Annotated in this window: 22 protein-coding genes; 11 read left to right on the top strand and 11 right to left on the bottom strand. The window is 64.8% G+C overall.

Annotated elements, in window-relative coordinates:
- Positions 1-12 precede the first annotated feature (12 nt).
- Complete coding sequence (locus K7W03_RS02855; protein WP_025551146.1) at positions 13-969, bottom strand: aspartyl protease family protein; 957 nt, start codon at positions 967-969, stop codon at positions 13-15.
- 256 nt (positions 970-1,225) lie between these two features.
- Here K7W03_RS02855 and rho point away from each other — a divergent pair, with 256 nt between their 5' ends.
- Both rho and K7W03_RS02865 read left to right on the top strand, forming a co-directional pair.
- Positions 1,226-2,482 carry a transcription termination factor Rho gene (rho, locus tag K7W03_RS02860; RefSeq protein ID WP_007689303.1) on the top strand — a complete coding sequence of 419 codons (1,257 nt, stop codon included), beginning with the start codon at positions 1,226-1,228 and terminating at the stop codon, positions 2,480-2,482.
- Between the two features lie 134 nt (positions 2,483-2,616).
- Positions 2,617-3,336, top strand: coding sequence for a YjbE family putative metal transport protein (locus tag K7W03_RS02865; RefSeq protein WP_025551148.1), 720 nt, complete (start codon positions 2,617-2,619; stop codon positions 3,334-3,336).
- A 120-nt stretch (positions 3,337-3,456) separates the two neighbouring features.
- Here the strand turns inward: K7W03_RS02865 and K7W03_RS02870 are convergent, their stop codons facing one another.
- From K7W03_RS02870 to K7W03_RS02880, 3 genes are all read right to left on the bottom strand, one after another.
- Positions 3,457-4,476: a phytanoyl-CoA dioxygenase family protein gene (locus tag K7W03_RS02870; RefSeq protein ID WP_222885528.1), complete on the bottom strand. Its 1,020-nt coding sequence runs from the start codon at positions 4,474-4,476 to the stop codon at positions 3,457-3,459.
- A gap of 143 nt (positions 4,477-4,619) precedes the next feature.
- Positions 4,620-5,588, bottom strand: a complete 969-nt coding sequence (locus tag K7W03_RS02875) for a quinone oxidoreductase family protein (RefSeq protein ID WP_222885503.1) — start codon at positions 5,586-5,588, stop codon at positions 4,620-4,622.
- A 15-nt stretch (positions 5,589-5,603) separates the two neighbouring features.
- On the bottom strand, positions 5,604-6,302 hold the full coding sequence (locus tag K7W03_RS02880) for a dienelactone hydrolase family protein (protein WP_048577324.1): 699 nt from the start codon (positions 6,300-6,302) through the stop codon (positions 5,604-5,606).
- 158 nt (positions 6,303-6,460) lie between these two features.
- Between K7W03_RS02880 and K7W03_RS02885 the strand changes: the two genes are divergently transcribed.
- The 7 genes from K7W03_RS02885 to pepN all read left to right on the top strand — a co-directional run bounded on the left by K7W03_RS02885 (position 6,461) and on the right by pepN (position 14,951).
- Positions 6,461-6,721 (top strand): DUF6489 family protein, encoded by a 261-nt coding sequence (locus K7W03_RS02885; RefSeq protein ID WP_025551156.1) that lies wholly within the window; start codon positions 6,461-6,463, stop codon positions 6,719-6,721.
- 21 nt (positions 6,722-6,742) lie between these two features.
- The gene (gene mnmE, locus K7W03_RS02890; RefSeq protein WP_222885504.1) at positions 6,743-8,026 is read left to right on the top strand and encodes a tRNA uridine-5-carboxymethylaminomethyl(34) synthesis GTPase MnmE; all 1,284 of its coding nucleotides are present in this window, start codon (positions 6,743-6,745) and stop codon (positions 8,024-8,026) included.
- Between the two features lie 59 nt (positions 8,027-8,085).
- Positions 8,086-9,936, top strand: coding sequence for a tRNA uridine-5-carboxymethylaminomethyl(34) synthesis enzyme MnmG (mnmG, locus tag K7W03_RS02895; RefSeq protein WP_222885505.1), 1,851 nt, complete (start codon positions 8,086-8,088; stop codon positions 9,934-9,936).
- On the top strand, positions 9,933-10,574 hold the full coding sequence (rsmG, locus tag K7W03_RS02900; protein ID WP_222885506.1) for a 16S rRNA (guanine(527)-N(7))-methyltransferase RsmG: 642 nt from the start codon (positions 9,933-9,935) through the stop codon (positions 10,572-10,574). The genes mnmG and rsmG overlap by 4 nt, the downstream gene beginning before the upstream one ends.
- Entirely contained in the window at positions 10,571-11,353 is a 783-nt protein-coding gene (locus tag K7W03_RS02905; RefSeq protein WP_025551164.1) for a ParA family protein, read from the top strand. Before rsmG ends, K7W03_RS02905 begins: the two co-directional genes overlap by 4 nt.
- A gap of 14 nt (positions 11,354-11,367) precedes the next feature.
- Positions 11,368-12,270 (top strand): ParB/RepB/Spo0J family partition protein, encoded by a 903-nt coding sequence (locus tag K7W03_RS02910; RefSeq protein WP_173664367.1) that lies wholly within the window; start codon positions 11,368-11,370, stop codon positions 12,268-12,270.
- 83 nt (positions 12,271-12,353) lie between these two features.
- On the top strand, positions 12,354-14,951 hold the full coding sequence (gene pepN, locus K7W03_RS02915) for an aminopeptidase N (protein WP_222885507.1): 2,598 nt from the start codon (positions 12,354-12,356) through the stop codon (positions 14,949-14,951).
- 63 nt (positions 14,952-15,014) lie between these two features.
- On the opposite strand, the gene K7W03_RS02920 is transcribed toward pepN, so the two are convergent.
- From K7W03_RS02920 to K7W03_RS02935, 4 genes are read right to left on the bottom strand one after another with little or no spacing between them, the layout of a single operon-like run.
- On the bottom strand, positions 15,015-15,629 hold the full coding sequence (locus K7W03_RS02920; protein ID WP_082166215.1) for an ABC-type transport auxiliary lipoprotein family protein: 615 nt from the start codon (positions 15,627-15,629) through the stop codon (positions 15,015-15,017).
- A gap of 7 nt (positions 15,630-15,636) precedes the next feature.
- Complete coding sequence (locus K7W03_RS02925; RefSeq protein ID WP_044660606.1) at positions 15,637-16,599, bottom strand: MlaD family protein; 963 nt, start codon at positions 16,597-16,599, stop codon at positions 15,637-15,639.
- Positions 16,600-16,602: 3 nt separating this feature from the next.
- The gene (locus K7W03_RS02930; protein WP_044660607.1) at positions 16,603-17,451 is read right to left on the bottom strand and encodes an ABC transporter ATP-binding protein; all 849 of its coding nucleotides are present in this window, start codon (positions 17,449-17,451) and stop codon (positions 16,603-16,605) included.
- Positions 17,451-18,560, bottom strand: a complete 1,110-nt coding sequence (locus K7W03_RS02935; RefSeq protein ID WP_044662860.1) for an ABC transporter permease — start codon at positions 18,558-18,560, stop codon at positions 17,451-17,453. Before K7W03_RS02935 ends, K7W03_RS02930 begins: the two co-directional genes overlap by 1 nt.
- Before the next feature lie 99 nt (positions 18,561-18,659).
- On the opposite strand from K7W03_RS02935, the gene K7W03_RS02940 reads away from it, so the two are divergent.
- Positions 18,660-19,334 carry an HAD family hydrolase gene (locus K7W03_RS02940; protein ID WP_222885508.1) on the top strand — a complete coding sequence of 225 codons (675 nt, stop codon included), beginning with the start codon at positions 18,660-18,662 and terminating at the stop codon, positions 19,332-19,334.
- 57 nt (positions 19,335-19,391) lie between these two features.
- On the opposite strand, the gene K7W03_RS02945 is transcribed toward K7W03_RS02940, so the two are convergent.
- Together K7W03_RS02945 and K7W03_RS02950 are read right to left on the bottom strand one after the other, a co-directional pair.
- Positions 19,392-20,324, bottom strand: coding sequence for a 2-hydroxyacid dehydrogenase (locus K7W03_RS02945; RefSeq protein WP_222885509.1), 933 nt, complete (start codon positions 20,322-20,324; stop codon positions 19,392-19,394).
- A complete protein-coding gene (locus tag K7W03_RS02950) occupies positions 20,321-21,646 on the bottom strand; it encodes a cystathionine gamma-synthase family protein (RefSeq protein ID WP_222885510.1) in 1,326 nt (441 codons plus the stop codon). Before K7W03_RS02950 ends, K7W03_RS02945 begins: the two co-directional genes overlap by 4 nt.
- A gap of 223 nt (positions 21,647-21,869) precedes the next feature.
- Here K7W03_RS02950 and K7W03_RS02955 point away from each other — a divergent pair, with 223 nt between their 5' ends.
- Complete coding sequence (locus K7W03_RS02955; protein ID WP_222885511.1) at positions 21,870-24,281, top strand: ligase-associated DNA damage response DEXH box helicase; 2,412 nt, start codon at positions 21,870-21,872, stop codon at positions 24,279-24,281.
- Between the two features lie 179 nt (positions 24,282-24,460).
- Here the strand turns inward: K7W03_RS02955 and ppa are convergent, their stop codons facing one another.
- Positions 24,461-25,003 carry an inorganic diphosphatase gene (gene ppa, locus K7W03_RS02960; protein WP_025550754.1) on the bottom strand — a complete coding sequence of 181 codons (543 nt, stop codon included), beginning with the start codon at positions 25,001-25,003 and terminating at the stop codon, positions 24,461-24,463.
- Positions 25,004-25,038: the final 35 nt, after the last annotated feature.

The raw sequence follows: 25,038 nt of genomic DNA on the forward strand, positions 1-25,038 counted from the left end.
TCGGAATCTGCTCTAGCCCGCCGCTCTCCGCGCCGTCGCGAAGCGTTTCCGGTCGAGCAGCCCCGTATCCGGCAGCAGGAAGTCGACCTTCCCCCTCCCGAAGTCGATCGCCACCCGGTCGAACAGCTTGAGCGCGTCGATGCCGAGCAGCAGCGCGGGCTTGTCCTGAAGCTCCAGTTCCGCGAAGGGCTGGGCATCCGCGAACATCACCGGCATCTCGTTCAGCGTGACCTGCCCCATGCGCACCCGGTCGATCAGGCCCGCCTGGCCCGACAGCGTCTCTCCCGTCACGCTGGTCAGCGTCACCAGCTTCATCGCGGGCGCCTTCTTCTTGCGCACCAGCTTGTTCATCAGCGCCATATTGCCGACGCTGACCGAAGTGCCGGTGTCCAGGATGATGCTGACCTGCATCCCGTTCACGTCGGAATCGAGCAGGATCAGCTGCCCCTGGCGCCGCCGCGCTTCGACGACGATCACATTGGGGTCGCGCCAGCTCCGCTTGCTGTTGCTGATCTCCATCTGGCCCGTGCGGAAATTCAGCAGCAGCCGCTTGGCGTGCAGGCCGTCCAGTCCCAACAGTCCCGGCGCGCCGATATGCTCGCCTTCCAGGACCGGCGCCTCTATGTCGTCCACCACGGTCTTGCCGAAACCCAGGCGCGGGACAGCCACCGTGTCCACCTCCGCCCGGCCCGTCATGCTGATCACCGTCACCCGATCCCGCAGCGGCAGCGCAAGCCGTTCGGCCAGGGCGCGGGAAATGACGGTGCGCTGCGATCCGGTGTCGACCACGAAATTCCATGGCCCCCTGCCGTCGATCTGGATGGGGATGGTGATGCGGGCGTCGTCGCTGGCAATGGTGCGGATCACCGCCGGCGGCTCTTCGGGGTCCAGCGCCGGGCGATCCTGCGCCGCAAGGGGAGGACTGGCGATCGCGATCGCGATGCCCAGAGCGGCGCGCCAGCGTCCCATCTCCCGTTCCTCCTAATTTTATTCCTGTATAGCATGAGCGCCCCGGTTCCGCCCATCCCATTTCATTCGCGGCAGGGCGCATATCGGCAATTTCCGTTCAACTGAACGGCTCAGCCACCTTGACTTGGCCTATGGCAGATCGCTAAACGCCAGACATTCTATCCCGCCCGTCCGGCGCGGGTTTCCCCGAGTCATTGCCGGGCAGACCTTCCCCATTTCTCCTTCCTTGTCTCTCATTCCATCGGACTTCACGCGAATGCACCTTAAGGATCTCAAGAAAAAAGCGCCCGCCGAACTCGTGACCATGGCGGAGGAACTGGGCGTCGAAGGCGCGTCGACCCTGCGCAAGCAGGACCTGATGTTCGCGATCCTCAAGGTCGAGGCCGACAATGGCGAGCAGATCATGGGCGAGGGTACGATAGAGGTGCTGCCCGACGGCTTCGGCTTCCTGCGCTCGCCCGAAGCGAACTTCCTCGCCGGTCCCGACGACATCTATGTCTCGCCCAACCAGGTCCGCAAATTCGGCCTGCGCACCGGCGACACGGTGGAAGGCGAAATCCGCGCGCCCAAGGATGGCGAGCGTTATTTCGCGCTGACCAAGCTCATCTCGGTCAATTTCGACGATCCCGAAGTCGTCCGCCATCGCGTCAATTTCGACAATCTGACGCCGCTCTACCCGACGCAGAAGCTGACGCTCGACGCGACCGACCCGACCGTCAAGGACAAGTCGGCCCGCGTCATCGACATCGTCTCGCCGCAGGGCAAGGGCCAGCGCGCCCTGATCGTCGCGCCGCCCCGCACCGGCAAGACCGTCCTGCTTCAGAACATCGCCAAGGCGATCACCGACAACCATCCCGAAGTCTTCCTGATCGTCCTGCTGATCGACGAACGCCCCGAAGAAGTCACCGACATGCAGCGCAGCGTGAAGGGGGAGGTGGTTTCCTCGACCTTCGACGAACCGGCGCAACGCCACGTCCAGGTCGCTGAAATGGTGATCGAAAAGGCCAAGCGCCTCGTGGAACATAAGAAAGATGTGGTGATCCTGCTCGACTCGATCACCCGCCTGGGCCGCGCCTACAACACCGTCGTTCCATCCTCGGGCAAGGTGCTGACCGGCGGCGTCGACGCGAACGCGCTCCAGCGTCCCAAGCGCTTCTTCGGCGCGGCGCGCAATATCGAGGAGGGCGGTTCGCTCTCGATCATCGCCACCGCGCTGATCGACACCGGCAGCCGCATGGACGAAGTCATCTTCGAAGAGTTCAAGGGCACCGGCAACTCGGAAATCGTCCTCGACCGCAAGGTGGCGGACAAGCGCATCTTCCCGGCGCTGGACGTCGGCAAGTCGGGCACCCGCAAGGAAGAGCTGCTGGTCGACAAGGCCAAGCTGTCCAAGATGTGGGTGCTGCGCCGTATCCTGATGCAGATGGGCACGGTCGACGCGATGGAATTCCTGCTCGACAAGATGAAGGATTCCAAGACCAACGAGGATTTCTTCGATTCGATGAACCAGTAAGCCGCGGCATGGGTTGTGCTTCTGCCGGAGGCGCGCATCCATTCCATCGCGCCGCCGCGATTTTTCGGGCCGTCGGACTCCGGTCTGACGGCCCCTTTGTTTTGGGCCATATTTTCAGGGGATAGCAGGCCGTCATGATCGACCTACTCGCAACCGCCGCCGCTGCGGCTCAGGGGATCGGCTCACCCGCCGACATCTGGGCGCACATCGTCAATGATTTCAGCAATATCGGCTCGCCCGCCGCGCTGGCTGCCTTCGGCCAGGTGTTGATGATCGACGTTCTGCTGGCGGGGGACAATGCGATCGTCGTCGGCGCCTTGGCGGCGGGCCTGCCTGCGGAACAGCGCAAGAAGGTGATCCTGATCGGCATCATCGCCGCGCTGGTGCTGCGCATCGGCTTCGCGCTGGTGGTGACGCAGCTGATGCAGATCGTCGGGCTGATCCTGGCGGGCGGATTGCTGCTGCTCTGGGTGGCGTTCAAGATGTGGCGCGAACTCCACCCGAAGCGGGGCGGGGACACGCCCGACACCGGCGACGACGACATATCCGGCCTGCGTCCGGCCAAGAGCTTCGCGGGCGCGGCCTGGGCGGTGGCGGTCGCTGACGTTTCGATGAGCCTCGACAATGTGCTGGCGGTGGCGGGCGCGGCGCGCGATCATCCCGGCATCCTGATCATCGGGCTAATTCTGTCCGTGGCGCTGATGGGCATCGCCGCGAACATCATCGCCAAATATATCGAGCGCTTCCGCTGGATCGCCTATCTGGGCCTGGCGGTCATCATCTATGTCGCGATCAAGATGATCTATGACGGGATCGTCGACCATCAGGTCGGCATATTGACGCTCTTCGTCTAGAGGTGGCATCCACGTGTTCCTGCGCAGGCACCCAGTCCCGCCGTTTGAACTGGGTTCCTGCCTGCGCAGGAACACGGCGGGTTATGGCAGGAGGGCTCCATGCGCCCTTCAGCGCACCGATCAACCGTCCGCCGCGCCCTTGATGCCCACCGGCCGCCATGGCTGCCTGATCAGGCCGGCAGCCTTGTCGCCCAGCCACCAGCGCAGCGGAATCCGGCGCTCGGCAATGCCGGGCAGGCTCCAGACATCCCATCCCCTGGCCGGCCGGAACGGGTTGCGACGGCCATAGGCCCAGATCTCGACCCGCGTCGCGGGGGTGCTGGCCGGGCTGCGCGCATGAAAGCCGAATGTGTCGGCGATCAGCAGGGTGTTGGCGGGCACTGAATAGATGCTGGGCTGCGGCAGGCCCAAGGCCGCCAGTTCGCCGACATCGATGCGCAGCGATCCTCGGGCGGAAAGACGGCAATCGCCATCGCGCGCGCTCAGGCTGCGCTGCTTTTCCCAGGCCAGCCGCTGCGGCGTCAACCGGTGCGACCCTTTCACATAGGCGAAGGGACCGGTTTCGACCGGCACGTCCTCCAGGAACAGCCATGCCTTCATCGCCGGATAGAAGGTATCGGCATGGAAAGCGAGCTGCGGATCGGGCGCGGCGTCGCGCCGCTGCGGCAGGATGGACTGGACGTAGAGCAGCGGCTCTATGTCGAAGCCGGCGACATAGCGGGACAGCGCCCGCCAGCGATCATCCCGGCGGAAGGCTTCGAAGGCCGGAATGGCGCGCCGGGCGGCGGGGTCCAGCGCCAGCCGCCGCGTGATCGTGTCGCCCTGAACCATTTCCCGCGCCGGTCCGCGGTAGGAAAAGAGCTGTTCCTGGAGGGCGCGGAAGGTTTCTGTGGGCAGGAAATCCCGGATTTCCACGACACCGTCCCGGTCGAAAGTCGTCCGATGCTCGGGATCGACGGCATTGGCCAATCGTTTGCGGCGCCGGGCCGTCATGGCCTGCGCCGCCTGCACGCGCGCCGCGTGCAGCCCCAGCGCATTGAGCCGCGTCGAACCGATCAGCGGATTGTCGACGAAGGATTTGGCGCCGGTGAAAAGCTGGGCGAACCAGAGCGGCGCGAGCAGGGGCGCAAAGGCGTTCATCGACCGCGCCTTGCCATTCCGGTGGGGTGCGGTCGAGCGGAATATGCCGCCCGCCTTTAAAAACAATGCGTTTCCAATGATGTGACGTGCACTGTCATCCGACCGATACCGATGCAAACCGCTTCCAGCCCTGCCTGCGGCAGTCAGGGGATCAGGAGCGTGCTTCCCGTGGTTTGCCGCGCCTCCAGCGCGCGGTGCGCGTCGGCGGCATCCGCCAGGGCAAAGCGCTGGCCGACGACGGTCCTTACCACGCCCCGCGCCATGCGGTCGAACAGCCTTTCGGCCTTCCGCGCCAACTCTTCGGGAGTAGCGATATAGTCGAACAGGGTCGGGCGGGTGACATAAAGCGACCCACCCCGGCTGAGTTCGAGCAGGCTGATCGGCGGCACCGCGCCGGACGCATTGCCGTAGCTCACCATCAGGCCGCGCCGCTTGAGCGACGCCAGCGACGCGCTCCAGCTATCCTTGCCCACGCCGTCATAGACGACATCCACTCCACGCCCGCCGGTGATCTCCCGCACGGCGGAGGCCAGGCTGTCGAAGCTCCCATAAAGGCTATGTTCGGCATCCACCTTCGCCGCCTTTTCCGCCGATCCGCAATGGGCGATCACCACCACGCCCTTGTCGCGCAGCCACGGCACCAGCACGGAACCGACACCGCCGGCGGCGGCATGGACCAGCGCGAACTGCCCCGCCTCCAGGGTGACGATGTCCTCCGCCAGATAGCAGGCGGTCATGCCCTTCAGCATCATCGCCGCCGCATCCTGCGTGGTGACGGCATCCGGAATCCTCACCGTCTGGTCGGCGCGCACCATCCGATGCGTGGCATAGGCGCCCAGTCCGACCGCACAGCCCACCTTGTCGCCCACGGCAAAGCCGGTGACGCCCGGACCGACGGCGGCGACACGGCCCGCACCTTCCGCGCCGATCGGCGTGGGCAACGGCGCGGGATAAAGGCCGCTGCGAAAATAGGTGTCGATGAAATTCAACCCGACGGCATCCTGCGCGATCAGCAATTCGCCTTCACCGGGCAGGCCGGGGTCGAACTCTTCCCGCGCGATCACCTCTGGTCCGCCATGCGTGCGTGCCACCATCCGCCATGCCTGCGTCATGCCTTTGCCTCCCGGTCAGAGATGGGCCGCGAAGAAATCCGCGGTCCGGCCATCGGCAAGCTGCGCCGCCGCCTCGTTGCGGCGCGCGCCCATCTCGGCGGCAAAGCCGTGATCCAGCCCCTCATAATCATGCAGGGTGACATGACGATTGTCCTTCAGCCCTTCATGCATCTTCTGCTGCACCTCGGGCGGAACGAAGCCGTCGGCGGTGGGAACATGCAGCAGCACCGGCTTGCCGATGGCATGCTGTTCCTTCAGCAGGCCGTCGATGCCGACGCCATAATAGGCCACGAACGCATCGCCATCGGTCCGGCAAGCCGACATGAACACCAGCCGCCCGCCCAGGCAATATCCGACCAGCCCGACCTTGCCGCCTTGCCCCAGTTCCTCCCGCGCGGCCTTGATCGTCGCCTCTATGTCGCGAATGCCCTGATCCTGGTTGAATTTCTGCATATGGCCGATGGCTGCCTGAAAATCCTCCGCTATGTCGGCATCCAGTTCGACATGCGGCTTCTCGCGCCAGAAGAGATCGGGCGAAAGGGCCAGATAGCCGGCCGCCGCCCAGCCATCGCATTTGCGCCGAATCCCCTCGTTCACGCCAAAGATTTCCTGGATCACCACGATCGCGGCCTTGGGCGTTCCCTGCGGCCGGGCAACATAGACATCGAACCGGGCATCGCCCTCCAGCGTGGGGATGGATGTGAATGCTGCCATGGGAAATCCTTTCCTTTTTCCTGACATTGTCGATGGCCGGCATAATGGCGGTTGCGGGGCGGAGTGCAACCATGCTTGCCGTCAAAAAATTTGCCTTGCGCGCCCTTGTTGCGGCATGAGGCGTTGTAAAGGGTGGCTGCAGCAAAGGGTAGCGGGATATGAAGGTAAGCGTGGACGTCGACTGCACTCCTGCGGAGGCCCGGGCTTTCCTGGGGCTGCCGGATGTCACCCCCATTCACGACAAATATGTGAAGACGATGCTCGACAGCTTCGACGGCGTCGCCAATGTCGAGCAGATGGAGACCCTGTTCAAGAGCTTCTCGCCCTTGGGCGATGCCGGAATGCGCCTGTTCAAGCAGATGATGGACATCGGCCTGGCCGGAATGCCGGGCAAGAATGGCGACAAGAATCCGGGCTGATCCTGCCAGGGACGGCGCGCCGTGACGGACACCATCTTTGCCCTGTCGAGCGGCGCGCCCCCTGCCGGCATTGCTGTCATGCGGATCAGCGGACCGGCGGCAGGCCGGGCGCTTCTCGCGCTGGCCGGGCAATTGCCACCACCCCGGCGGGCCCGGCTGGCGTCGCTGCACGACCCCCGCGACGGCGCCTTATTGGATCGGGCCCTGATCCTGTGGTTTCCCGGACCGGATACGGCGACCGGCGAGGACCTGGCCGAACTGCATTGCCATGGCGGGCGGGCGGTCATCGCCGCGGTCGATCAGGCGCTGGGCACGCTTGAAGGATTGCGCCGGGCCGAAGCGGGAGAGTTCACACGCCGCGCCTTCGCCAATGGCCGCATGGATCTGAACGCGGTGGAGGGGCTGTCCGATCTGCTCGCTGCCGAGACACAGCAGCAGCGGCGCGCGGCTTTGTTGATGGCGGAAGGCCATTTTTCACGGCGGGTGGAGGGATGGCGGCGAACATTGCTCGATCTTTCCGCCATGACGGAAGCGGCGCTGGATTTCTCCGATGAGGATGATGTGCCCGATCAGGGGATGGAGGCGCGGATCGGCCAGGGCGTCCATGGCCTGGCAAGGGAAGTCGAAGCCATGCTCGCCGCGCCATCGGCCGAGCGGTTGCGCGACGGCGTTCGCGTGGTTCTGGCAGGCCCGCCCAATGCGGGGAAGTCGACGCTGCTCAACCGGCTTGTCGGGCGGGAGGCGGCGATTGTGTCGGACATAGCCGGGACGACCCGCGACCGGATAGAAGTACCGGCCGCGCTGCATGGCACCGCCTTTCTTTTCACGGACACCGCCGGCCTGCGCGCCGAAACGGACGATGCCATCGAAGCCATTGGCATGGACAGGGCGCGGGGCGCGCTGGACGCAGCGGACATCATCCTCTGGTTGGGTCCGGCGGAGGAGGCTCCCCGCGCGGACGCCCTATTGGTCGCCGCCCAATGCGACCGGAACATGGCTATCGACCGCCCCGGTATTCGGCTTTCGGCCGTCACAGGCGAGGGAATGGATCGCCTGACATCCATTCTGCTCGAACGCGCCGCCGCTCTCCTGCCGGGTGAGGGCGATTATGCCCTGCACCGGCGGCAGCGGGAAGCCGGGGCGCAATTGCACGGGCATCTGAGCGCCGCCCAGGCATCGGGCGATCTGCTGATCGTGGCGGAGGAGTTGCGACAGGCCCGTCAGGCCATAGACCTGTTGACCGGACGAGCCGGTACGGAGGACATGCTCGACCGCCTGTTTGCCGGATTCTGCATCGGTAAATAGCCATGTTCCACGTGGAACAGTTTTGACCGGGGCGCCCCACTTCTGTTAAGGGGGCGCGCATGCGAACAAGCTATGATGTGATCGTGGTCGGCGGCGGCCATGCAGGCTGCGAAGCGGCAGGCGCAGCGGCGCGCAAAGGGGCCTCGGTTGCGCTATTGACCTTCGACAGAGCGACGGTGGGCGCCATGTCCTGCAATCCGGCCATAGGCGGTCTGGGCAAAGGCCATCTGGTACGGGAGGTCGATGCGCTGGACGGCTTGATCGCCCGTGCTGCCGACGCCGCTGCCATTCACTACCGCATGCTCAACAGCAGCAAGGGCGCAGCGGTTCAGGGTCCGCGCATCCAGGCGGATCGCAAACGCTATCGTGCCGAGATTCACCGCCTCCTCGACCGCCAGCCTGGACTGGAGATCGTGGAGGGAGAAGCCATCGGATTGATCCTGACGGGCGGAGCCATCGCCGGATTGTCCCTCGCCGATGGTCGGATGCTCAAGGCGCCCGCCGTGGTGCTCGCGACGGGAACATTTCTGGGCGGCAAGCTCTTCCGGGGGGAAGAGACGCAGGCGGGCGGCCGTACCGGAGAGCGGGCTGCGACGGCTTTGGGGGTTCAGCTTCGCGCGCTGGACCTGCCGGTTGGAAGGCTCAAGACCGGAACCCCTCCCAGAATCGATGGCCGCACCATCGATTGGGCGCGGCTTGAGGCGCAGCCTTCCGATGGGTCGGTATGGACCATGTCCGCCATGTCGCCGGGGCGGCCGCTGCCGCAATTGAGCTGCGCCATTACGCGCACCAATGAACGCACGCATGCGATCATCCGGGAAGGGCTGGGCCGTTCGCCTTTGTTCAGCGGCGCCATCGAGGGCAGGGGGCCGCGTTACTGCCCATCGATCGAGGACAAGGTGATCCGCTTCGGCGATCGCGACGGGCATCAGATATTCTTGGAGCCGGAGGGGTTGGACGACCATCTGGTCTATCCCAACGGGATCAGCACTTCGCTTCCCGCCGATGTGCAACTGTCTATGGTGCGGTCGATGGCGGGTCTGGAAAAGGCCGAAATCGTCGTGCCCGGCTATGCCGTGGAATACGACCATATCGATCCCCGCGCCCTGGATGCGACCTTGGAAGTGCGCGCCATCCCCGGTCTTTTCTGCGCGGGGCAGATCAACGGCACGACCGGTTATGAAGAGGCGGCGGCTCAAGGCCTGATCGCCGGAATCAATGCCGCAGCAAAGGCCAAGGCGGAGGAGCCGCTCATTCTGGATCGGGCCAGCAGCTATATCGGCGTGATGATCGACGATCTGGTCCTGCAGGGCGTGACCGAGCCCTATCGCATGCTCACAGCCCGCGCCGAATATCGGTTGCGGCTGCGCGCCGATAATGCGGGCACCCGATTGGCCCCGCTCGGCATCTATCATGGGGTGCTCGGCAAAGAGCGGACCGACTATTATGCGGAACGCGCCCATCAGCGTTCGCTCGTGGAGGAAGAATTGGGCCGTTCCTTCTCGGCCACCGAAATGGCCAGATCGGGCGCATCCGTCCGGCAGGATGGCGCGCGCCGCACCCTGTTCGAATGGGCGAGATTTCCGGAGGTGGGGCGGGATCTGCTCTTCGCACTCGCGCCGGCATTGGCCCGAACATCCGCCGACCTGCGCGACGAGATTCTGGAAGACGCGCATTATGCGCCCTATCTGGAAAGGCAGGAGGCGGAGATTGCGGAGATGCGCCGCAATGAACGTGTCGCCATTCCGGCCGATTTCGACTTCGCTTCTATCGGCGGGCTCTCGACGGAAATGATCGAGCGGCTGGATCTGGCGCGGCCGGACACGCTTGCGGCGGCGGGACGCATTCGCGGCATAACGCCCGCGGCACTGGCGGCCCTTCTTGTTCACGTCAGGCGGCGCGCCGCGTGACGGAAGAAGAAGCACGGCAATGGTTGCAGGCCCGCTTCGATGTTTCACGTGGAACATGGGAGCGGCTGGAGAGCTATGTTGCGATCCTTCTGAAGGAGATGGAGCAGCAGAACCTGATCGCTGAATCGACCCGCGCCCATATATGGGCACGGCACATTGCCGATTCCGCGCAGCTCCTGCCTTTGGCGGCGAAGGCCGGGCAGGGCAGGTGGGTCGACCTGGGTTCGGGTGCCGGCTTGCCGGCCATAGTCATTGCGATCCTCCATGAACGCCCCATCCAACTGGTGGAGTCACGGCGGAAGCGGATCGACTTTCTGAACGACGTCATCGCAGAGCTCGGCCTCTCCCATGCCCAGGTCTTTGGCGGTCGGGTGGAGACCGTTCCCGCTTCGGCGGCAGCCATCATCAGCGCCCGCGCCTATGCGCCGCTGCCCCGGCTGCTCGAATCCGCGCATCATCTGGCCGATGAAAAAACCATTTGGGTGCTTCCAAAAGGACGAAATGCGCAGAATGAACTGGAGGCGGCGACTCGATCATGGCAAGGTGCGTTCCACGTGGAACGCAGCGTGACCGATGCCGACAGCGCCATCATCGTCGCGGAGGCGGTCCGATCCGTCAGGAGGAAAGCCCGAGGATGATCCGTATTGCCATTGCCAATCAGAAGGGCGGCGTCGGAAAAACCACGACCGCCATCAATCTGGCCACAGGTCTGGCGGCCACTGGTCTTCGCGTGCTGTTGGTCGATCTCGATCCTCAGGGCAATGCGTCCACCGGACTCGGCGTCAACCAATCGGATCGCGTCCAGTCGAGCTATGATCTGCTTCTTGGCAATTGCGCGCTTGAGGATGCGGTTCTCGGCACGCGGGTTCCCAAGCTCGACATCGTTCCCGCGACACAGGATCTGTCGGGGGCGGAGATCGAACTGATCGAATATGAGGAACGGACCCATCGGCTGGAAAGGGTCCTCGCCGAAGCCCAGCCGGGCCGTTGGGACATCTGCCTTATCGACTGCCCGCCCTCGCTCGGCCTTCTCACGATCAACGCCATGGTCGCGGCGCAGTCGCTGCTCGTGCCGCTGCAATGTGAATTTTTTGCGTTGGAAGGGCTCTCGCAACTGCTCCAGACAGTGGAACGGATTCGTGGCCGCTTCAATCCCGGCCTGTCGATCATGGGCGTCGCGCTCACCATGTACGACCGCCGCAATCGCCTGACGGATCAGGTTGCGGACGATGTGCGGGCCTGTCTGGGCGATCTTGTCTTTTCCACGGTCATCCCGCGTAATGTCCGCCTGTCGGAAGCGCCCAGCCACGGCGTGCCGGCCCTGATCTACGATTTCCGCTGCTCGGGATCGGAAGCCTATATGCGTCTGGCGCGTGAGTTGATCGCGCGCCTGCCCCGGCAGGAGGTTGCTGCTTGAATAACGAAAATGCCATGAAGTCGGTGAAGCGCCCCCACGGCCTTGGCCGGGGGCTGTCGGCACTGTTGGGAGACGTGGCGCGGGAAGAACCCGTCGCGCCGACGGCGGCCACGCCGCCGTCCACCAAGGCGATCCAGAGCATCGAAGTCGCGCTGATCCAGCCCCATCCGGAACAGCCGCGCCGCCATTTCGATGAGGGCGCGTTGCAGGAACTGGCGGACAGCATCGGCAAGCGGGGCGTCATCCAGCCGATCATCGTTCGGCCCCATGGCGGCGGTTTCCAGATCGTCGCGGGCGAGCGCCGCTGGCGCGCGGCCCAACGCGCCCAGCTTCACCGCATCCCTGCCATCGTGCGCGATTTCGATGAGGCGGAAACGCTGGAAATCGCCCTTATCGAAAATATCCAGCGCGAAGACCTCAACCCGATCGAAGAAGCGGAAGCCTATCGCAAGCTGATCGCGGAGTTCCAGCACAGCCAGGAAGCGCTGGGCCGTCTGGTCGGCAAGTCGCGCAGCCATGTCGCGAACTTGATGCGCCTTCTCGATCTGCCCGCGCCCGTCCAGCAGCAGGTGATCGAACAAAAGCTCAGCATGGGCCATGCCCGTGCGCTGATCGGCGCGCCGGACTGCGAAAATCTGGCCCGCACCGTCGAAGCCAAGGGCCTGTCGGTGCGCGATACGGAACAACTGGTGCGCCGTGCGAAGAAGGGCGATGACGCGCCGGGCCGCAGACGGGCGGCCGTCCCGAAGGAAAACGATCCCGACATCGCGGCTCTGGAGCAGCATCTTGCCGACATATTGGGGGTGAAGGTCGACATCGACTATATGCAAGGCGGCAACGGCACGCTCTCGCTGCATTATTCGACGCTCGACCAACTGGACATGCTGTGCCAGCGCCTCTCGGGCGAGCGTATCTGAAGCTTCGCCAAAGGACTGGTGGCCAACGCATTTAGGCGCGGCGGCCACTGGTCTTTTCCCCCTCAACTGCCTAGCCTGTACGCATGGCAGACAATTCCTCCTCCCTCACCGTGCCCCATATCGTCCGTCGCGAGGACTATCGGCCGCCGGACTGGCTTGTTCCCGACATCGCGCTGGATTTCGATCTCGACGCCGCTGCAACGCGCGTCCATGCAACCTTGTCGGTCACGCGAAATGGCGATCATGACCGGCCGCTGAAGCTGGATGGCGACGGCCTCCTGCCGCTGGAGATCAGGGTCGACGGCAACCCGCTCGCTGCGGACCAATGGTCGATGGACAGCGGCGCGCTGGTCATCGCGCTTCCCGACGCCGTTCATATAGTTGAAACGCTCGTGGAGATTGCGCCTCAGGACAACAGCAAACTGATGGGGCTTTATGCCAGCGGCGGCCTCCTCTGTACGCAATGCGAGGCGGAGGGTTTCCGGCGCATCACCTTCTTCCCCGACCGGCCCGATGTGCTGTCGCGCTATTCGGTGCGCATGGCGGCGGACAAGGCGCTCTACCCGGTGCTGCTCGCCAATGGCGATCCCGTCGAGCAGGGAGAGTTGCCCGGCGGCCGCCACTGGGCGCGCTGGAACGATCCCTTTCCCAAGCCCTGCTATCTGTTCGCGCTGGTCGCCGGCGACCTTGCCTGCAATGCCGACCGCTTCGTCACGATGAGCGGGCGGGAGGTGCAACTGGGCATCTGGGTCAGGGAAGCGGATCTGCCCCGCACCGCCCATGCGATGCAGGCGCTCAGGAACAGCATGGCCTGGGACGAGCGCGTCTATGGCCGTGAATATGATCTGGACGTGTTCAACATCGTCGCCGTTGCCGATTTCAACTTCGGGGCGATGGAGAACAAGGGCCTCAACATCTTCAATTCACGCTACATATTGGCCGATCCGGAAACCGCGACCGACATCGACTATGACGGCGTCGAGGGGGTGGTGGCGCATGAATATTTCCACAACTGGTCGGGCAATCGCGTCACCTGCCGCGACTGGTTCCAACTCAGCCTGAAGGAAGGCTTCACCGTCTTCCGCGACCAGAATTTCTCCGCCGACATGGGATCGCATGCGGTCAAGCGGATCGAGGACGTCCGCATCCTTCGCGCGGCGCAGTTCCAGGAGGACAGCGGACCGCTCGCCCATCCGGTTCGCCCGGAATCCTATATGGAAATCAGCAACTTCTACACCGCGACCATCTACAATAAAGGCGCGGAGCTGATCCGCATGATGGCGCTGATGCTGGGTCCGGAGCGCTTCCGTGCCGGAACGGACCTCTATTTCGACCGGCATGATGGCGAGGCAGCGACCTGCGAGGATTTCGTGCGCGCGATGGAGGAGGGGGGAGAGATCGACCTCGGCCAGTTCCGCCTCTGGTACGAGCAGGCCGGCACTCCTCATGTCCGCGCCCTGCTGACCCACGACCCGGTTGCGCGCAGCGTGACATTGCTGCTGGAGCAGACGGTCCCGCCCACGCCGGGCCAGCCCGAAAAACGGCCCATGGCCATCCCGCTACGCACGGCTCTGTTCGATCCGGAAACGGGTGAGAACAGGGGCGATGAACTGCTGATGCTGACCGAAGCGCGGCAGAGCTTCACCTTCCAGGGCTGGACGACCGCGCCCATCCTTTCGATCAATCGCGGCTTTTCCGCCCCGGTCATTGTCGAAACCAATCGCAGCCAGGCCGATCTTGCCTTCCTCTCGGCCCATGACGACGATCCCTTCGCCCGTTATGAGGCGATGCAGCAACTCATGGTCAATGTGCTGGTCGGCCGGATCGGCGGGCAGGCGGTCGATGAGGATGCGGTGATCGCCGCGATCCGCAACGCCGCCACCGATCCGCTGCTCGACCCCGCCTTCGTCGCGGAGGCGATCCGCCTGCCGAGCGAAGCCTATCTGGGCGATCAGATGGCGGTGGTCGATCCCGATGCGATCCACGCGGCCCGGGATGCGCTGCAACGGCGCATCGGCGCCGAACTGGAGCCGCTCTGGCGCGATATTCACGCCCGGACCAGGGCCAATGCCTTCGCTCTGTCGTCAGCCGCCAAGGGCGCCAGGAAGCTGCGCAACACGACGCTGCTCTATCTCGCAGCTTCCGGCGCGGTGGATGGTCCGACCGTCGCCTTCGGCCAGTTCAGCGAGGCCGACAATATGACCGAGCGGCAGGCAGCGCTCGCGACATTGGCGAACGGCACCAGCGCGGAACGGGAAGCGGCGCTCGACATCTTCTACAACCGCTATCGCGACGATGCGCTGACGCTGGACAAATGGTTCCAGACCCAGGCCTTCGCCTTCCATCCCGATACGGTCGATCTGGTCGAGGAACTGGGCAGGCACAAGGATTTCACCCTGACCAATCCCAACCGGGTGCGCGCGCTCTATGGCGCCTTCGCAGGCAATCAATGGGCGTTCCATCACCCGTCGGGCAAGGGCTATCGTCTGGTGGCGGACTGCATCATCGCGCTCGACAAGCTGAACCCCCAGACCGCCGCCCGGCTGGTGCCGCCGCTCGGCCGCTGGAAACGGTTCGATGAACCACGCGCTGCGCTGATGCGGGCGGAATTGCAGCGCATCCTGCTTGAGCCGGGACTGTCGAAGGATGTGACGGAGCAGGTAAGCAAGAGTTTGGAGTAAAGACGTCCTTCCACCCCGCGCGTCACCCCAGCGAAAGCTGGAATGATGGCCAGGAACGGCGCCCTACCTTCCCGAAGTCGCCAGCCAGGCGGCCACATCCGCCGCCACCTTGTTCGCAGCGGCATTGAGCGGAGCGCCCACGCTGCTGGCGTCGATCTTGCCCCCGATCGGCGCGCTGGCGGTGAAGCGCTGCTTGGCGATGGCCGTGCCGCCCGGCCCGGTGAGCATCGCGTCATAGGTCACGACCGCGCTGTTGCTCGCCTCATCCACGCCGAAATCGACCAGCTCGCCCATCAGCCGCTGCCCGGCGTCGGCGGAATATTGGCCGGGGTCGAGCACGATGCGGTTGCTGGTGGCGGCGATGGTTTCGCCCAGCAGCTTCTGGAACAGGTGGCGCGGCGTGTCCGCCCATTGCACCTTCGTCACATAGGCGACCGACGTGGGGGAGGTAATCACCGGCACCCGCACCGTATCCAGCATCTTGGGCGCTTCGGGATCGGCCACCGTGATGGATGCGCCCGCCGATGCGCTGCGCAACGTGCCCGGGGCGACCTTCTGCGCGGCGTTGAGCGACAGCAGCCGTTCGGGCGGCTTGCCGCCAAAGGACACGCAGCCGGCCAGCATCGATGCGCCGAGGGCCACGGGCATCAGGCCAAGTTTCCTGTGAAACATCATCATGTCCCTCTTATCGCTTGTAATCAGGCAATTTGGGCGATCCGACGATCGATCCCGCGCCCTGCTGATCCAGTTTTTCCGCCACGCCGCGGAAGGAGCGCGACATTTCGCGCAGGTCGCGGACCAACTGGTTCACCTCCGGCATGGTCTGGTTGCTGAAGGCGTGGACGCCCGGCTGCGCCTCCGCGATGGTCTTGTCGAGCGTGTCGATGCTGCGCGTGGCCGACTGGATGCTCTTGCGCAGGTCGGCCAGCAGCGGGCGGCCCTCATCATTGACCATGGCGTCGGTGGACGCGGCCAGCTTGCCGATCTGCTCCGCCGCGATGCCGGTGCGCTGCACGGCGATGCGCGCCTCGGCCAGCGTTGCCGCGATTTCGGGGCTGCGGTCGGCCAGCGAGCCGGAAATCCGCTCCACATTGGCCAATATGCCGGCGATGGACTGCTGATTCTTGTCGTTCAGCAATTCCGTCAGCCGCTCGGTCAGCGTCGACAGCCGCTCCAGCAACTGCGGCGCATTGTTGAGCAGCTCGCCCAGTGCGCCCGGCTTGGTCGGGATCACCGGTACGCCATCGGGGCAGGAGGCGAGGGGGTTTTCCGCCGGGCAGGTGATCGGCGGCGCGCCCTTGACCGCGCCGTCCAGCACGATTTCCGACACGCCGGTAAAGCCCACCCCGGCAATGGTCGCGGTGGTCCCTTGCAGGATCGGCGTCCCTTCCTTCACCGAAATGCGCACCTTCACGAAGCTGGGATCGCGCTTCCACAGCTCGATCTTCTCGACCTGACCGGACGGGACGCCGGAATAGTTGACGCTCGATCCCTTGGCGAGGCCGTTGACCGACTGTTTGAAGAAGATGTCATATTCCATATTGTCGCCCTGGGAGAGGCGCGAGAACCAGAAAGCCGCGATCATGATCGCCGCCAGCAGCAGCAGCGTGACCGTGCCCACCAGCACATGGTTGGAGCGGGTTTCCATATCCTATCGCCTCTTGTCCTTTTCGCGAGCGACCGCCGCCGTCGCAGCGCGCCCGCGCGGGCCGTTGAAATATTCCTGAATCCACGGATGATCGGTCGCCAGCAGCTCATCGATGGTGCCGACCGCCGTCACCTTCCTGTCCGCCAGCACCGCCACCCGGTCGCAGATCGAATAGAGCGTGTCGAGATCATGGGTGATGAGGAAGACGGTGAGGCCCAGCGTCTGCTGCAATTTGCGCGTCTGGTCGTCGAAGGCGGCCGCGCCGATGGGATCAAGCCCGGCCGTGGGTTCGTCGAGGAACAGCAGGTCGGGATCAAGCGCCAGCGCCCGCGCCAGCCCAGCGCGCTTCTTCATCCCGCCCGACAGTTCGGCGGGATATTTGGGACCCGCCTCGGCGGGCAGGCCGGTCATGCGGATCTTGTAGGCGGCAATCTCGTCGCGCAGCTTGGGGCCGATGTTCGGATAATATTCGCGGATCGGCACCTCGACATTCTCCGCGACCGTCAGCGTGGAGAACAGCGCGCCGCCCTGGAACAGCACGCCCCAGCGCTTGCGGATCGCCAGCGCCTCATCGTCCAGCCGGCCGATCATCGATTCCCCGAAGACGTGGACCTCGCCCTCATCGGGGGTCTGGAGGCCGATGATGGAGCGCATCAGCACCGACTTGCCTGTCCCCGACCCGCCGACCACGCCCAATATCTCGCCCTTGCGCACGTCGAGGTTCAACCCCTCATGCACGACCTGGTCGCCGAAGCTGTTGCGCAGGTTGCGGACCGATATGGCGACATCATCGCGCTCCAGCGCCTTTTCGACCCGCTCTTCCTCCGCGCTCATCGCTTCTTCGGGCGTCATCAGTTCCAGCCCACCCAGGTGAAGAAGACGGCGAAAAAGGCGTCGAGCACGATGACGAGGAAGATCGCCTGCACCACCGCCGATGTCGTGCGCAGGCCCACCTCTTCGGCATTGGCCTTGACCTGCATGCCCTGGAAACAGCCAGCGAGCGCGATGATGACGCCGAAGACGGGCGCCTTGATCAGCCCCACCCACAGGTCGTGGATCGGCACCACCTCCCGCAGCCGCTGGACGAAGGTGATCGGCGGAATGTCGAGCGATACGGCGCAAAGGAACCCGCCGCCGACGATCGCGACGATGGAGGAATAAAAGCCGAGCAGCGGCATCATCACGACGACGGCCAGCGTGCGCGGCAGCACCAGCGCCTCCATGGGCGACACGCCGATGGTGCGCATGGCGTCGACCTCCTCGGTCAGCTTCATCGTCCCCAGTTGCGCGGCGAAGGCGGAACCGGACCGGCCCGCGACCATGATCGCCGTCATTAGCACGCCGAGTTCACGGAAGGTGAGGCGCCCGACCAGGTTGATCGTCAGCATCTCCATGCCGAACTGGCGGAGCTGCACCGAACCCTGCTGGGCGATGACGATGCCGATCAGGAAGCTCATCAGGCCGATGATGCCGAGCGCCGAGACGCCCACCACCTCGAACCGCTGGACCACCGCATTGATGCGGAACCGGCTGGGATGACGGATGACGTTCCACGTGGCCACCAGCGTTCCGCCGAAAAAGCCGAGCAGGCCCAGCATGGTGCTGCCGGCATTGACCACCGCTTCCCCGATCTGGCCGACGACGCGCTGCCAGGGCGGCACATAGTCGGGGCGGATGTTGACCGGTTCATCGACGCGGCCGACCGCCGCGATCAGCCGTTCCGCATCGCATTTGTCGCCCGTGATCTTGCAGTTCCAGCGCTTGATCGTGCGGTGCAGCACCCAGGCGCCGATCGTGTCCATATGTTCCACGCCCGACAGGTCGATGGTGTCGACCGGACCCTCTATCGCGTCCAGCCGGTCGGGCAGATGGTTGAGGCAAGCGATGGACATATTGCCCGAAAGCCGAATGACCGTCTCGCCGTCGCGGACTTCCTGAGCAAGATCAGCGGCTTTGTTCATCAAGGCGGTGGTGTGGTCCATTATCGGTTGCACGGCAAGCCGAAACGGCCCATCCGCACGATCAAACGAAGGGGCACCGCAAAAAGTTTCGGACATGGCATGACGCACAGGCTCGCAATCTACGATATGGACCGCACGGTCACCTTCAGCGGCACCTATACCGGCTTTCTGGTTCATGTCGCGAAACGCATGGCGCCGTGGCGTCTGGCGCTGTTTCCCGGCGTCATCCTGCTGATGCTGGCCTATGTGCTGAAGCTGATCAGCCGGCAGCGGCTGAAGGAAATGAACCAGGCGCTGATGATCGGCCATAATGTCGAGCGTGCCCGGCTGATGCCGCATGTGGAAAGCTATGCGGCGAAGGTGGTGGCCCATAATGTCCGTGCGGGCGCGTTGGCGCAGATCGCGAAGGACAGGGCGGACGGCTATCGGCTGGTGCTCGCCACCGCCTCCTACCGCCTTTATGTCGAGCCGATTGCCCGGCGGCTGGGCTTCGATGCGGTGATCGCGACCGATCATCTCTCGCAGGATCTGCGCTATGTCCGCGCCAGGATCGCCGGCGAGAACTGCTACGACACCGGCAAGCTGCGCATGATCAAGGCGTGGATGGCGGCCGAGGCGATCGACCGCACGCAGGCGCATATCCGCGCCTATTCCGACCATGTGTCCGACGCCCCCATGCTGGAGTTCGCGGATGTTCCCTTCGCGTCCAATCCGCACAAGCCGCTGGCGAAGCTGGCGGCGGAACGGGGATGGAAACGGGTGGACTGGGCGTAAGGCTCGATGGCGGCATAGGATGAGGTCCTCCTGCCTTTGCAGGAGCATGATGCGCCGTTAAATCACCGGAGAAACCAGCGTCTCCCCGGCAAAATGCGCGGCGAGATTCGCCAACAGCATGTCCCGCATCCGCCCGACCGCCTCATAGGTCGCGCCGCCTGTATGCGGGGTCAGCACGATATTCGGCACATCGGCCCAGCGCGCCGCGGGCGTAGGCTCGCTCTCGAACACGTCCAGCGCCGCTCCGCCCAGCCGTCCCTCGCGTAGAGCCGCGATCAGTGCATCCTCATCCACCAATTGCCCCCGCGCAACATTCACCAGCAGCCCTTGTGGCCCCAGCGCGTCCATCACGGACGCATCGATCATCCCGCGATTCTCCTCGGTCGCCCTGGCCGCCACCACCATGACGTCACTGTCCCGCGCCAGCGCCGCCAGACTTTGCGCCCGTGGCCAGCGCAGTTCCGGCTTGTCTCGTGGCCCCCACCATCCGACCCGCATCCGCATCGCCCCGGCCCGTTCGGCCAAGGCGACCCCGATGCTCCCCATGCCGACGATCCCGATCGCCGCGCCCGCCATCGAGCGGGTGAGCATCTTCGCGCCCGCGCTCCATTCACCCGACCGCACCTGCCGGTCGCCCAGCACGATCTGCCGCCGGTGCGCGAGGATCAGCCCCAGGGCATGATCCGCGACATCCGCCGCATTCGCGTCCCCCGCATGGGTCACGGCCACGCCGCGCGCCCGTACCCAGTCGAGGTCCACCCCGTCATAGCCCACGGTGAAACAGGCGATCAGCCGCAGCGCCGCCATCCGCTCCAGCATCGCCGGGTCGAGCCGGAACTCGCCCGCCGTCACCAGCGCTTCGGCCTCCGCCAGCCGCGCCTGCCCGCTCTCCTCCCACAAGGCCATGACGTCATAATCGGGGGCCAGCACGTCCAGCAGCGGCGCCAGATGCGGCTGCGCCACCAGGATCACGGGGCGCGCTTCCCTCATCCCACCGCCCGCAAGGCCTGGGCGAAGTCCGCGATCAGATCTTCCGCATCCTCGCAGCCGATGGAGATGCGCACCATATTGTCGCTGATCGCCAACGCCTTCTTGCGTTCGGCGGGGACGGACAGATGCGTCATCGCCGCCGGATGGCTCGCCAGCGTCTCTGTCCCGCCCAGGCTGACGGCCAGCTTGGCGATCTTCAGCGCGTCCAGAAAGGCGAAGGCCTCCGCCTCGCCGCCCTTCAGGTAAAGCGAGAAGGTCGATCCCGCGCCCGTGCAATGCCGGCGGTAGATGTCCGCCTGTCGTTCGGTCTCCGGAAAGCCGAGATAGACGACCTTCTCCACCTGCGGCTGGTCCTTCAGCCAGGCGCAGACCCTGGCGGCATTCTCGCCCGCGCGGCTCATCCGCAGTTCCAGCGTCTCCAGCGACCGCAGCAGCATCCAGGCGGAATGCGGGTCCAGGATCGTGCCGATGGTGTTCCGCATCAGCCGGATGGTGTTGATCAGCGCATTGGACCCCAGCACCCCGCCCGCGACCAGATCGCTGTGCCCCCCTGCATATTTGGTGAGGCTGTAGATGACGAGATCCGCCCCATGGCTCAGCGGATGCAGCCAGAGCGGCCCCAGGAAAGTATTGTCGATGGCGATGGGCGGTCGATATTCTTCGCCTGCGAAGGAAAAGTCGCGCCGCGCAACTACCGCCTCCAGATCGACGAGGACATTGGTCGGATTGGCCGGGCTTTCCAGATAGATCAGCGCCACGCGGCCCAGCGCCTTGGCCCGGTCGATCACCGCGCCGATCTCCTCCTCGCTCGCGCCCGCGGGGAAATCCAGCCACTGCACGCCGAACTTGCCGAGGATGCGTCCGATCAGCGATTCGGTCGCGGCATAGAGCGGCGCCGAATGGACGATCACGTCGCCCGGCTGCACCAAAGCCAGCAAGGTCGTTGCAATGGCGGACATGCCGCTGGAAAAGAGCAGGGCGTCCTCCGCCTCTTCCCAGACCGACAGCCGGTCCTCCGCAATCTCCTGATTCGGCCCATTGAAGCGCGAATAGACGAGGCCTTCGGCGCCGCCGGGGCGGATGCCAGTCACCCCCTCGAAATGCCGCTTGCCCGCTGCGGCGCTTTCGAAGGCGAAGGTGGAGGTGAGGAAGATCGGCGGCTTCAGCGATCCCTCGGACAGAGTGGGGTCATAGCCATGGCCCATCATCAACGTCGCGGGCTTCAGCTTGCGGCCTTCGATTTCCATGATCGGTTGCTTGGGGCGGCGGCGGTTGCGCGTGGGTTCCGCGCCCGTGAGGTCGGCTTCGGTTTCGCCGGTCATCGATGATCTCCTGCATGTTTGCGGCGTCTGTTGCGCCGCTGCGATGGCAGGGAGTGTAACGCTTTCGGGGGGGGAGGAGCCAGAGCGGATTGTTAGATTATTTCATGAAACCAAAGTTAAATTACTATGCGCTCCATATTCCTGCGCAGGAGCGCGGAGCGTTTTGAGGCGAGGCAGCGTTGAACAGGATGACGTTTATGTCTTCTCATCCTACATGCTCCCCATGAACCAACGCCTACCCGAACCGCTGGAGCAATGGTTCACCTCACGCGGCTGGACGCCCCGCCGCCACCAGATCGACATGCTGAGCGCTGCCCGATCCGGCGACCACGCGCTGCTCGTCGCGCCCACCGGCGCGGGCAAGACGCTCGCCGGCTTCCTGCCGACCCTGGCCGACCTCATCGAAAATCCCGGTGAGGGCCTCCACACCCTCTATGTCTCGCCCCTTAAGGCGCTCGCCGTCGACGTGCGGCGCAACCTTCTGACGCCGATCGAGGAAATGGGCCTGCCGATCCGGGTGGAAACCCGCACCGGCGACACCCCTTCCGACCGCAAGGCGCGCCAGCGCGCCCGCCCGCCGCAAATCCTGCTCACCACGCCCGAATCGCTGTCGCTGCTGCTGAGCTATCCCGACAGCTTCCTGATGTTCCCAGGCCTGAAGACGGTCATCATTGATGAGGTCCACGCCTTCGCCACGCAAAAGCGCGGCGACATCCTCAACCTTTCCCTGTCCCGCCTCCAGAGCATCAACCCGGGCCTTCGCCGCGTGGCGCTGTCGGCGACCGTCGCCGATGTCGACGCCTATCGGGCCTGGCTGGCCCCGGACGGGGACATCGGCGCCGTCACTCCGGTCATGGGAGAGGCGGGCGCCGATCCCCATGTCGCCATCCTCATCCCCGAAGGGCGCATTCCCTGGTCCGGGCACTCCGGCAAATATGCCGCCCGGCAGGTGATGGAGGAGATCGAGCGCCGCGCCACGACATTGGTCTTCTGCAACACGCGCGGCCTGGCGGAACTGATCTTCCAGGAACTCTGGTCGGTGAACGAGGCGAACCTGCCCATCGCCATCCATCATGGCAGCCTTTCCATCGAAGCGCGAAGGAAGGTGGAGGCGGCGATGGCGGCCGGCAGGTTGCGCGCGCTGGTCGCCACCGCCTCGCTCGATCTCGGCGTCGACTGGGGCAATGTGGACTGCGTGATCCAGATGGGCGCCCCCAAGGGCAGTTCGCGCCTGCTCCAGCGCATCGGGCGGGCCAATCACCGCCTCGACATGGCGTCCGAGGCGATCCTCATCCCCGGCAACCGTTTCGAATATCTCGAAGCCCGCGCCGCGCTGGACGCGGTGGAGGCGGGCGAGCGCGACACCGACGATTTCCGTCCGGGCAGCCTGGACGTCCTTGCCCAGCATGTCATGGGCCTCGCCTGCGCAGCGCCCTTTCGGGCGGAAGATCTGCTGGCGGAAGTCCGGTCGGCCACCCCCTATGGCGCGTTGACGGAGGAAGCCTTTGCCAATGTCCTCCATTTCATCGAAGGCGGCGGCTATGCCCTGCGCGCCTATGACCGCTTCAAGCGGCTGACGCTTGGACCTGACGGTCTATGGCGCGTCTCCCATCCGCGCTTCATCCAGCAGCATCGTCTCAACGCCGGCATCATCGTCGACCAGCCCGCGCTCGCCGTCCGCTTCGCCAATGGGCGCAAGCTCGGCACGGTGGAGGAGGGCTTCGCCACCACCTTGAGCCCCGGCGACTGCTTCTTCTTTTCCGGCACCGCATTGGAAGTGGTCCGTATGGACAGCACCGACCTCATCGTCCGCGCGACGTCCAGACAGGCGCGCATCCCCAGCTGGGGCGGCACGCGCATGGCCATGTCCACGCGGCTGGCCGACCGCGTCCGCCACTTCCTGGCCGAACCGGAGCAATGGTCCCGCTTTCCCGACGATGTGCGCGAATGGCTGGAGGTGCAGAAATATCGCTCGGCCCTGCCCGAACCGGGGCAATTGCTGATCGAGACATTCCCGCATGAGGGGCGGCACTATCTGGTCTGCTACAGTTTCGAAGGCTGGAACGCGCATCAGTCGCTGGGCATGCTGCTGACCCGCCGCATGGATGCGCAGGGGCTGATGCCGATGGGCTTCGTTTCCAACGACTATGCGCTGGCCGTCTATGGGCTGAAGCCGATCACGGACCCGCAGAGCCTCTTTTCGGCCGACATATTGGATCATGAATTCATCGAATGGGTCGAACAGTCGAGCCTGCTCAAGCGCGCCTTTCGCGACGTGGCCGTCATTTCCGGCCTGATAGAGCGCCAGCATCCCGGCAAGCGCAAGACGGGTCGGCAGGTCACTTTCTCGACCGACCTCATCTACGACGTGCTGCGCAAATATCAGCCCGATCATCTGCTGCTGAAGGCGGCCTGGGCCGACGCCCGCGCACGGATGACCGACGTGGGACGGTTGGGCGACCTGATCGACCGTGCGTCGGCCACCATGCTGCATGTCGATCTCGACCGGGTGAGCCCGCTCGCCGTCCCCGTGCTGATCCTCATCGGACGCGAGCAGGTCGCCCAGCATGAGGTGGAGGATGCCCTGCTCATCGAGGCCGAAGCCCTGGTTGCGGAAGCCATGCGCCCGGATTGAATGCGCGGCGGAGGCAGCCGGTCATTGCGGCATTCATCGTCTCCGCCCTTAAGGAGGGGCGCAGCGGACGGCCATCTTCACCGATTCCAACGCACGGCGCTTCATCGATCAGACAAAATGAAGAGGGGCCGCGCAGATAAGCTACGCGGCCCCTCTTTCGTTCAGTATTTCGCAGCGCTTCAGGCGGCCTGCTTCTCAGCCTTGTAGCGTTCGATCGCTTCCAGGGTGATGCGCTTGGCGTCTTCCGCGCCGCCCCAGGTGCCGATGCGCACCCACTTCTTCTTTTCCAGATCCTTATAGTGGGTGAAGAAATGCTCGATCTGCTCCATGACGATGCCGGGCAGGTCGTCCTTCTCACCAACGTTCGAATAATAGGGGAAGACCGAATCCGCCGGCACGCAGACCAGCTTTTCGTCGCCGCCCGCTTCATCCTCCAGATTCAGCACGGCGATCGGGCGGGCCGCGACCACGGCGCCGGGAATGAAGGGCGAGCGGGCGATGACCAGCGCGTCCAGCGGATCGCCATCGGGCGACAGCGTGTGCGGCACAAAGCCGTAATTGGCCGGATAGCGCATCGGCGTATGCAGGATGCGGTCCACGAACAGCGCGCCCGACGCCTTGTCGAACTCATATTTGACGGGCTCGCCACCGACCGGAACCTCGATGATGACATTCAGGCTGTTGGGCGGATCGTCGCCCACCGGGATCAGTTCGATATTCATGGGACTTCAAGCCTTTTTCGATACGCGTTGGCGCT

This window comes from Sphingobium sp. PNB (assembly GCF_019873065.1).
Lineage (GTDB): Bacteria > Pseudomonadota > Alphaproteobacteria > Sphingomonadales > Sphingomonadaceae > Sphingobium > Sphingobium fuliginis.

Bases quoted from the DNA above. Each gene is read 5' to 3' on its own strand.
- K7W03_RS02855 (WP_025551146.1), bottom strand. From the start codon at position 969: ATGGGACGCTGGCGCGCCGCTCTGGGCATCGCGATCGCGATCGCCAGT.
- rho (WP_007689303.1), top strand. From the start codon at position 1,226: ATGCACCTTAAGGATCTCAAGAAAAAAGCGCCCGCCGAACTCGTGACC.
- K7W03_RS02865 (WP_025551148.1), top strand. From the start codon at position 2,617: ATGATCGACCTACTCGCAACCGCCGCCGCTGCGGCTCAGGGGATCGGC.
- K7W03_RS02870 (WP_222885528.1), bottom strand. From the start codon at position 4,476: ATGAACGCCTTTGCGCCCCTGCTCGCGCCGCTCTGGTTCGCCCAGCTT.
- K7W03_RS02875 (WP_222885503.1), bottom strand. From the start codon at position 5,588: ATGACGCAGGCATGGCGGATGGTGGCACGCACGCATGGCGGACCAGAG.
- K7W03_RS02880 (WP_048577324.1), bottom strand. From the start codon at position 6,302: ATGGCAGCATTCACATCCATCCCCACGCTGGAGGGCGATGCCCGGTTC.
- K7W03_RS02885 (WP_025551156.1), top strand. From the start codon at position 6,461: ATGAAGGTAAGCGTGGACGTCGACTGCACTCCTGCGGAGGCCCGGGCT.
- mnmG (WP_222885505.1), top strand. From the start codon at position 8,086: ATGCGAACAAGCTATGATGTGATCGTGGTCGGCGGCGGCCATGCAGGC.
- K7W03_RS02905 (WP_025551164.1), top strand. From the start codon at position 10,571: ATGATCCGTATTGCCATTGCCAATCAGAAGGGCGGCGTCGGAAAAACC.
- K7W03_RS02910 (WP_173664367.1), top strand. From the start codon at position 11,368: ATGAAGTCGGTGAAGCGCCCCCACGGCCTTGGCCGGGGGCTGTCGGCA.
- pepN (WP_222885507.1), top strand. From the start codon at position 12,354: ATGGCAGACAATTCCTCCTCCCTCACCGTGCCCCATATCGTCCGTCGC.
- K7W03_RS02920 (WP_082166215.1), bottom strand. From the start codon at position 15,629: ATGATGATGTTTCACAGGAAACTTGGCCTGATGCCCGTGGCCCTCGGC.
- K7W03_RS02925 (WP_044660606.1), bottom strand. From the start codon at position 16,599: ATGGAAACCCGCTCCAACCATGTGCTGGTGGGCACGGTCACGCTGCTG.
- K7W03_RS02930 (WP_044660607.1), bottom strand. From the start codon at position 17,451: ATGACGCCCGAAGAAGCGATGAGCGCGGAGGAAGAGCGGGTCGAAAAG.
- K7W03_RS02935 (WP_044662860.1), bottom strand. From the start codon at position 18,560: ATGAACAAAGCCGCTGATCTTGCTCAGGAAGTCCGCGACGGCGAGACG.
- K7W03_RS02940 (WP_222885508.1), top strand. From the start codon at position 18,660: ATGACGCACAGGCTCGCAATCTACGATATGGACCGCACGGTCACCTTC.
- K7W03_RS02945 (WP_222885509.1), bottom strand. From the start codon at position 20,324: ATGAGGGAAGCGCGCCCCGTGATCCTGGTGGCGCAGCCGCATCTGGCG.
- K7W03_RS02950 (WP_222885510.1), bottom strand. From the start codon at position 21,646: ATGACCGGCGAAACCGAAGCCGACCTCACGGGCGCGGAACCCACGCGC.
- K7W03_RS02955 (WP_222885511.1), top strand. From the start codon at position 21,870: ATGAACCAACGCCTACCCGAACCGCTGGAGCAATGGTTCACCTCACGC.
- ppa (WP_025550754.1), bottom strand. From the start codon at position 25,003: ATGAATATCGAACTGATCCCGGTGGGCGACGATCCGCCCAACAGCCTG.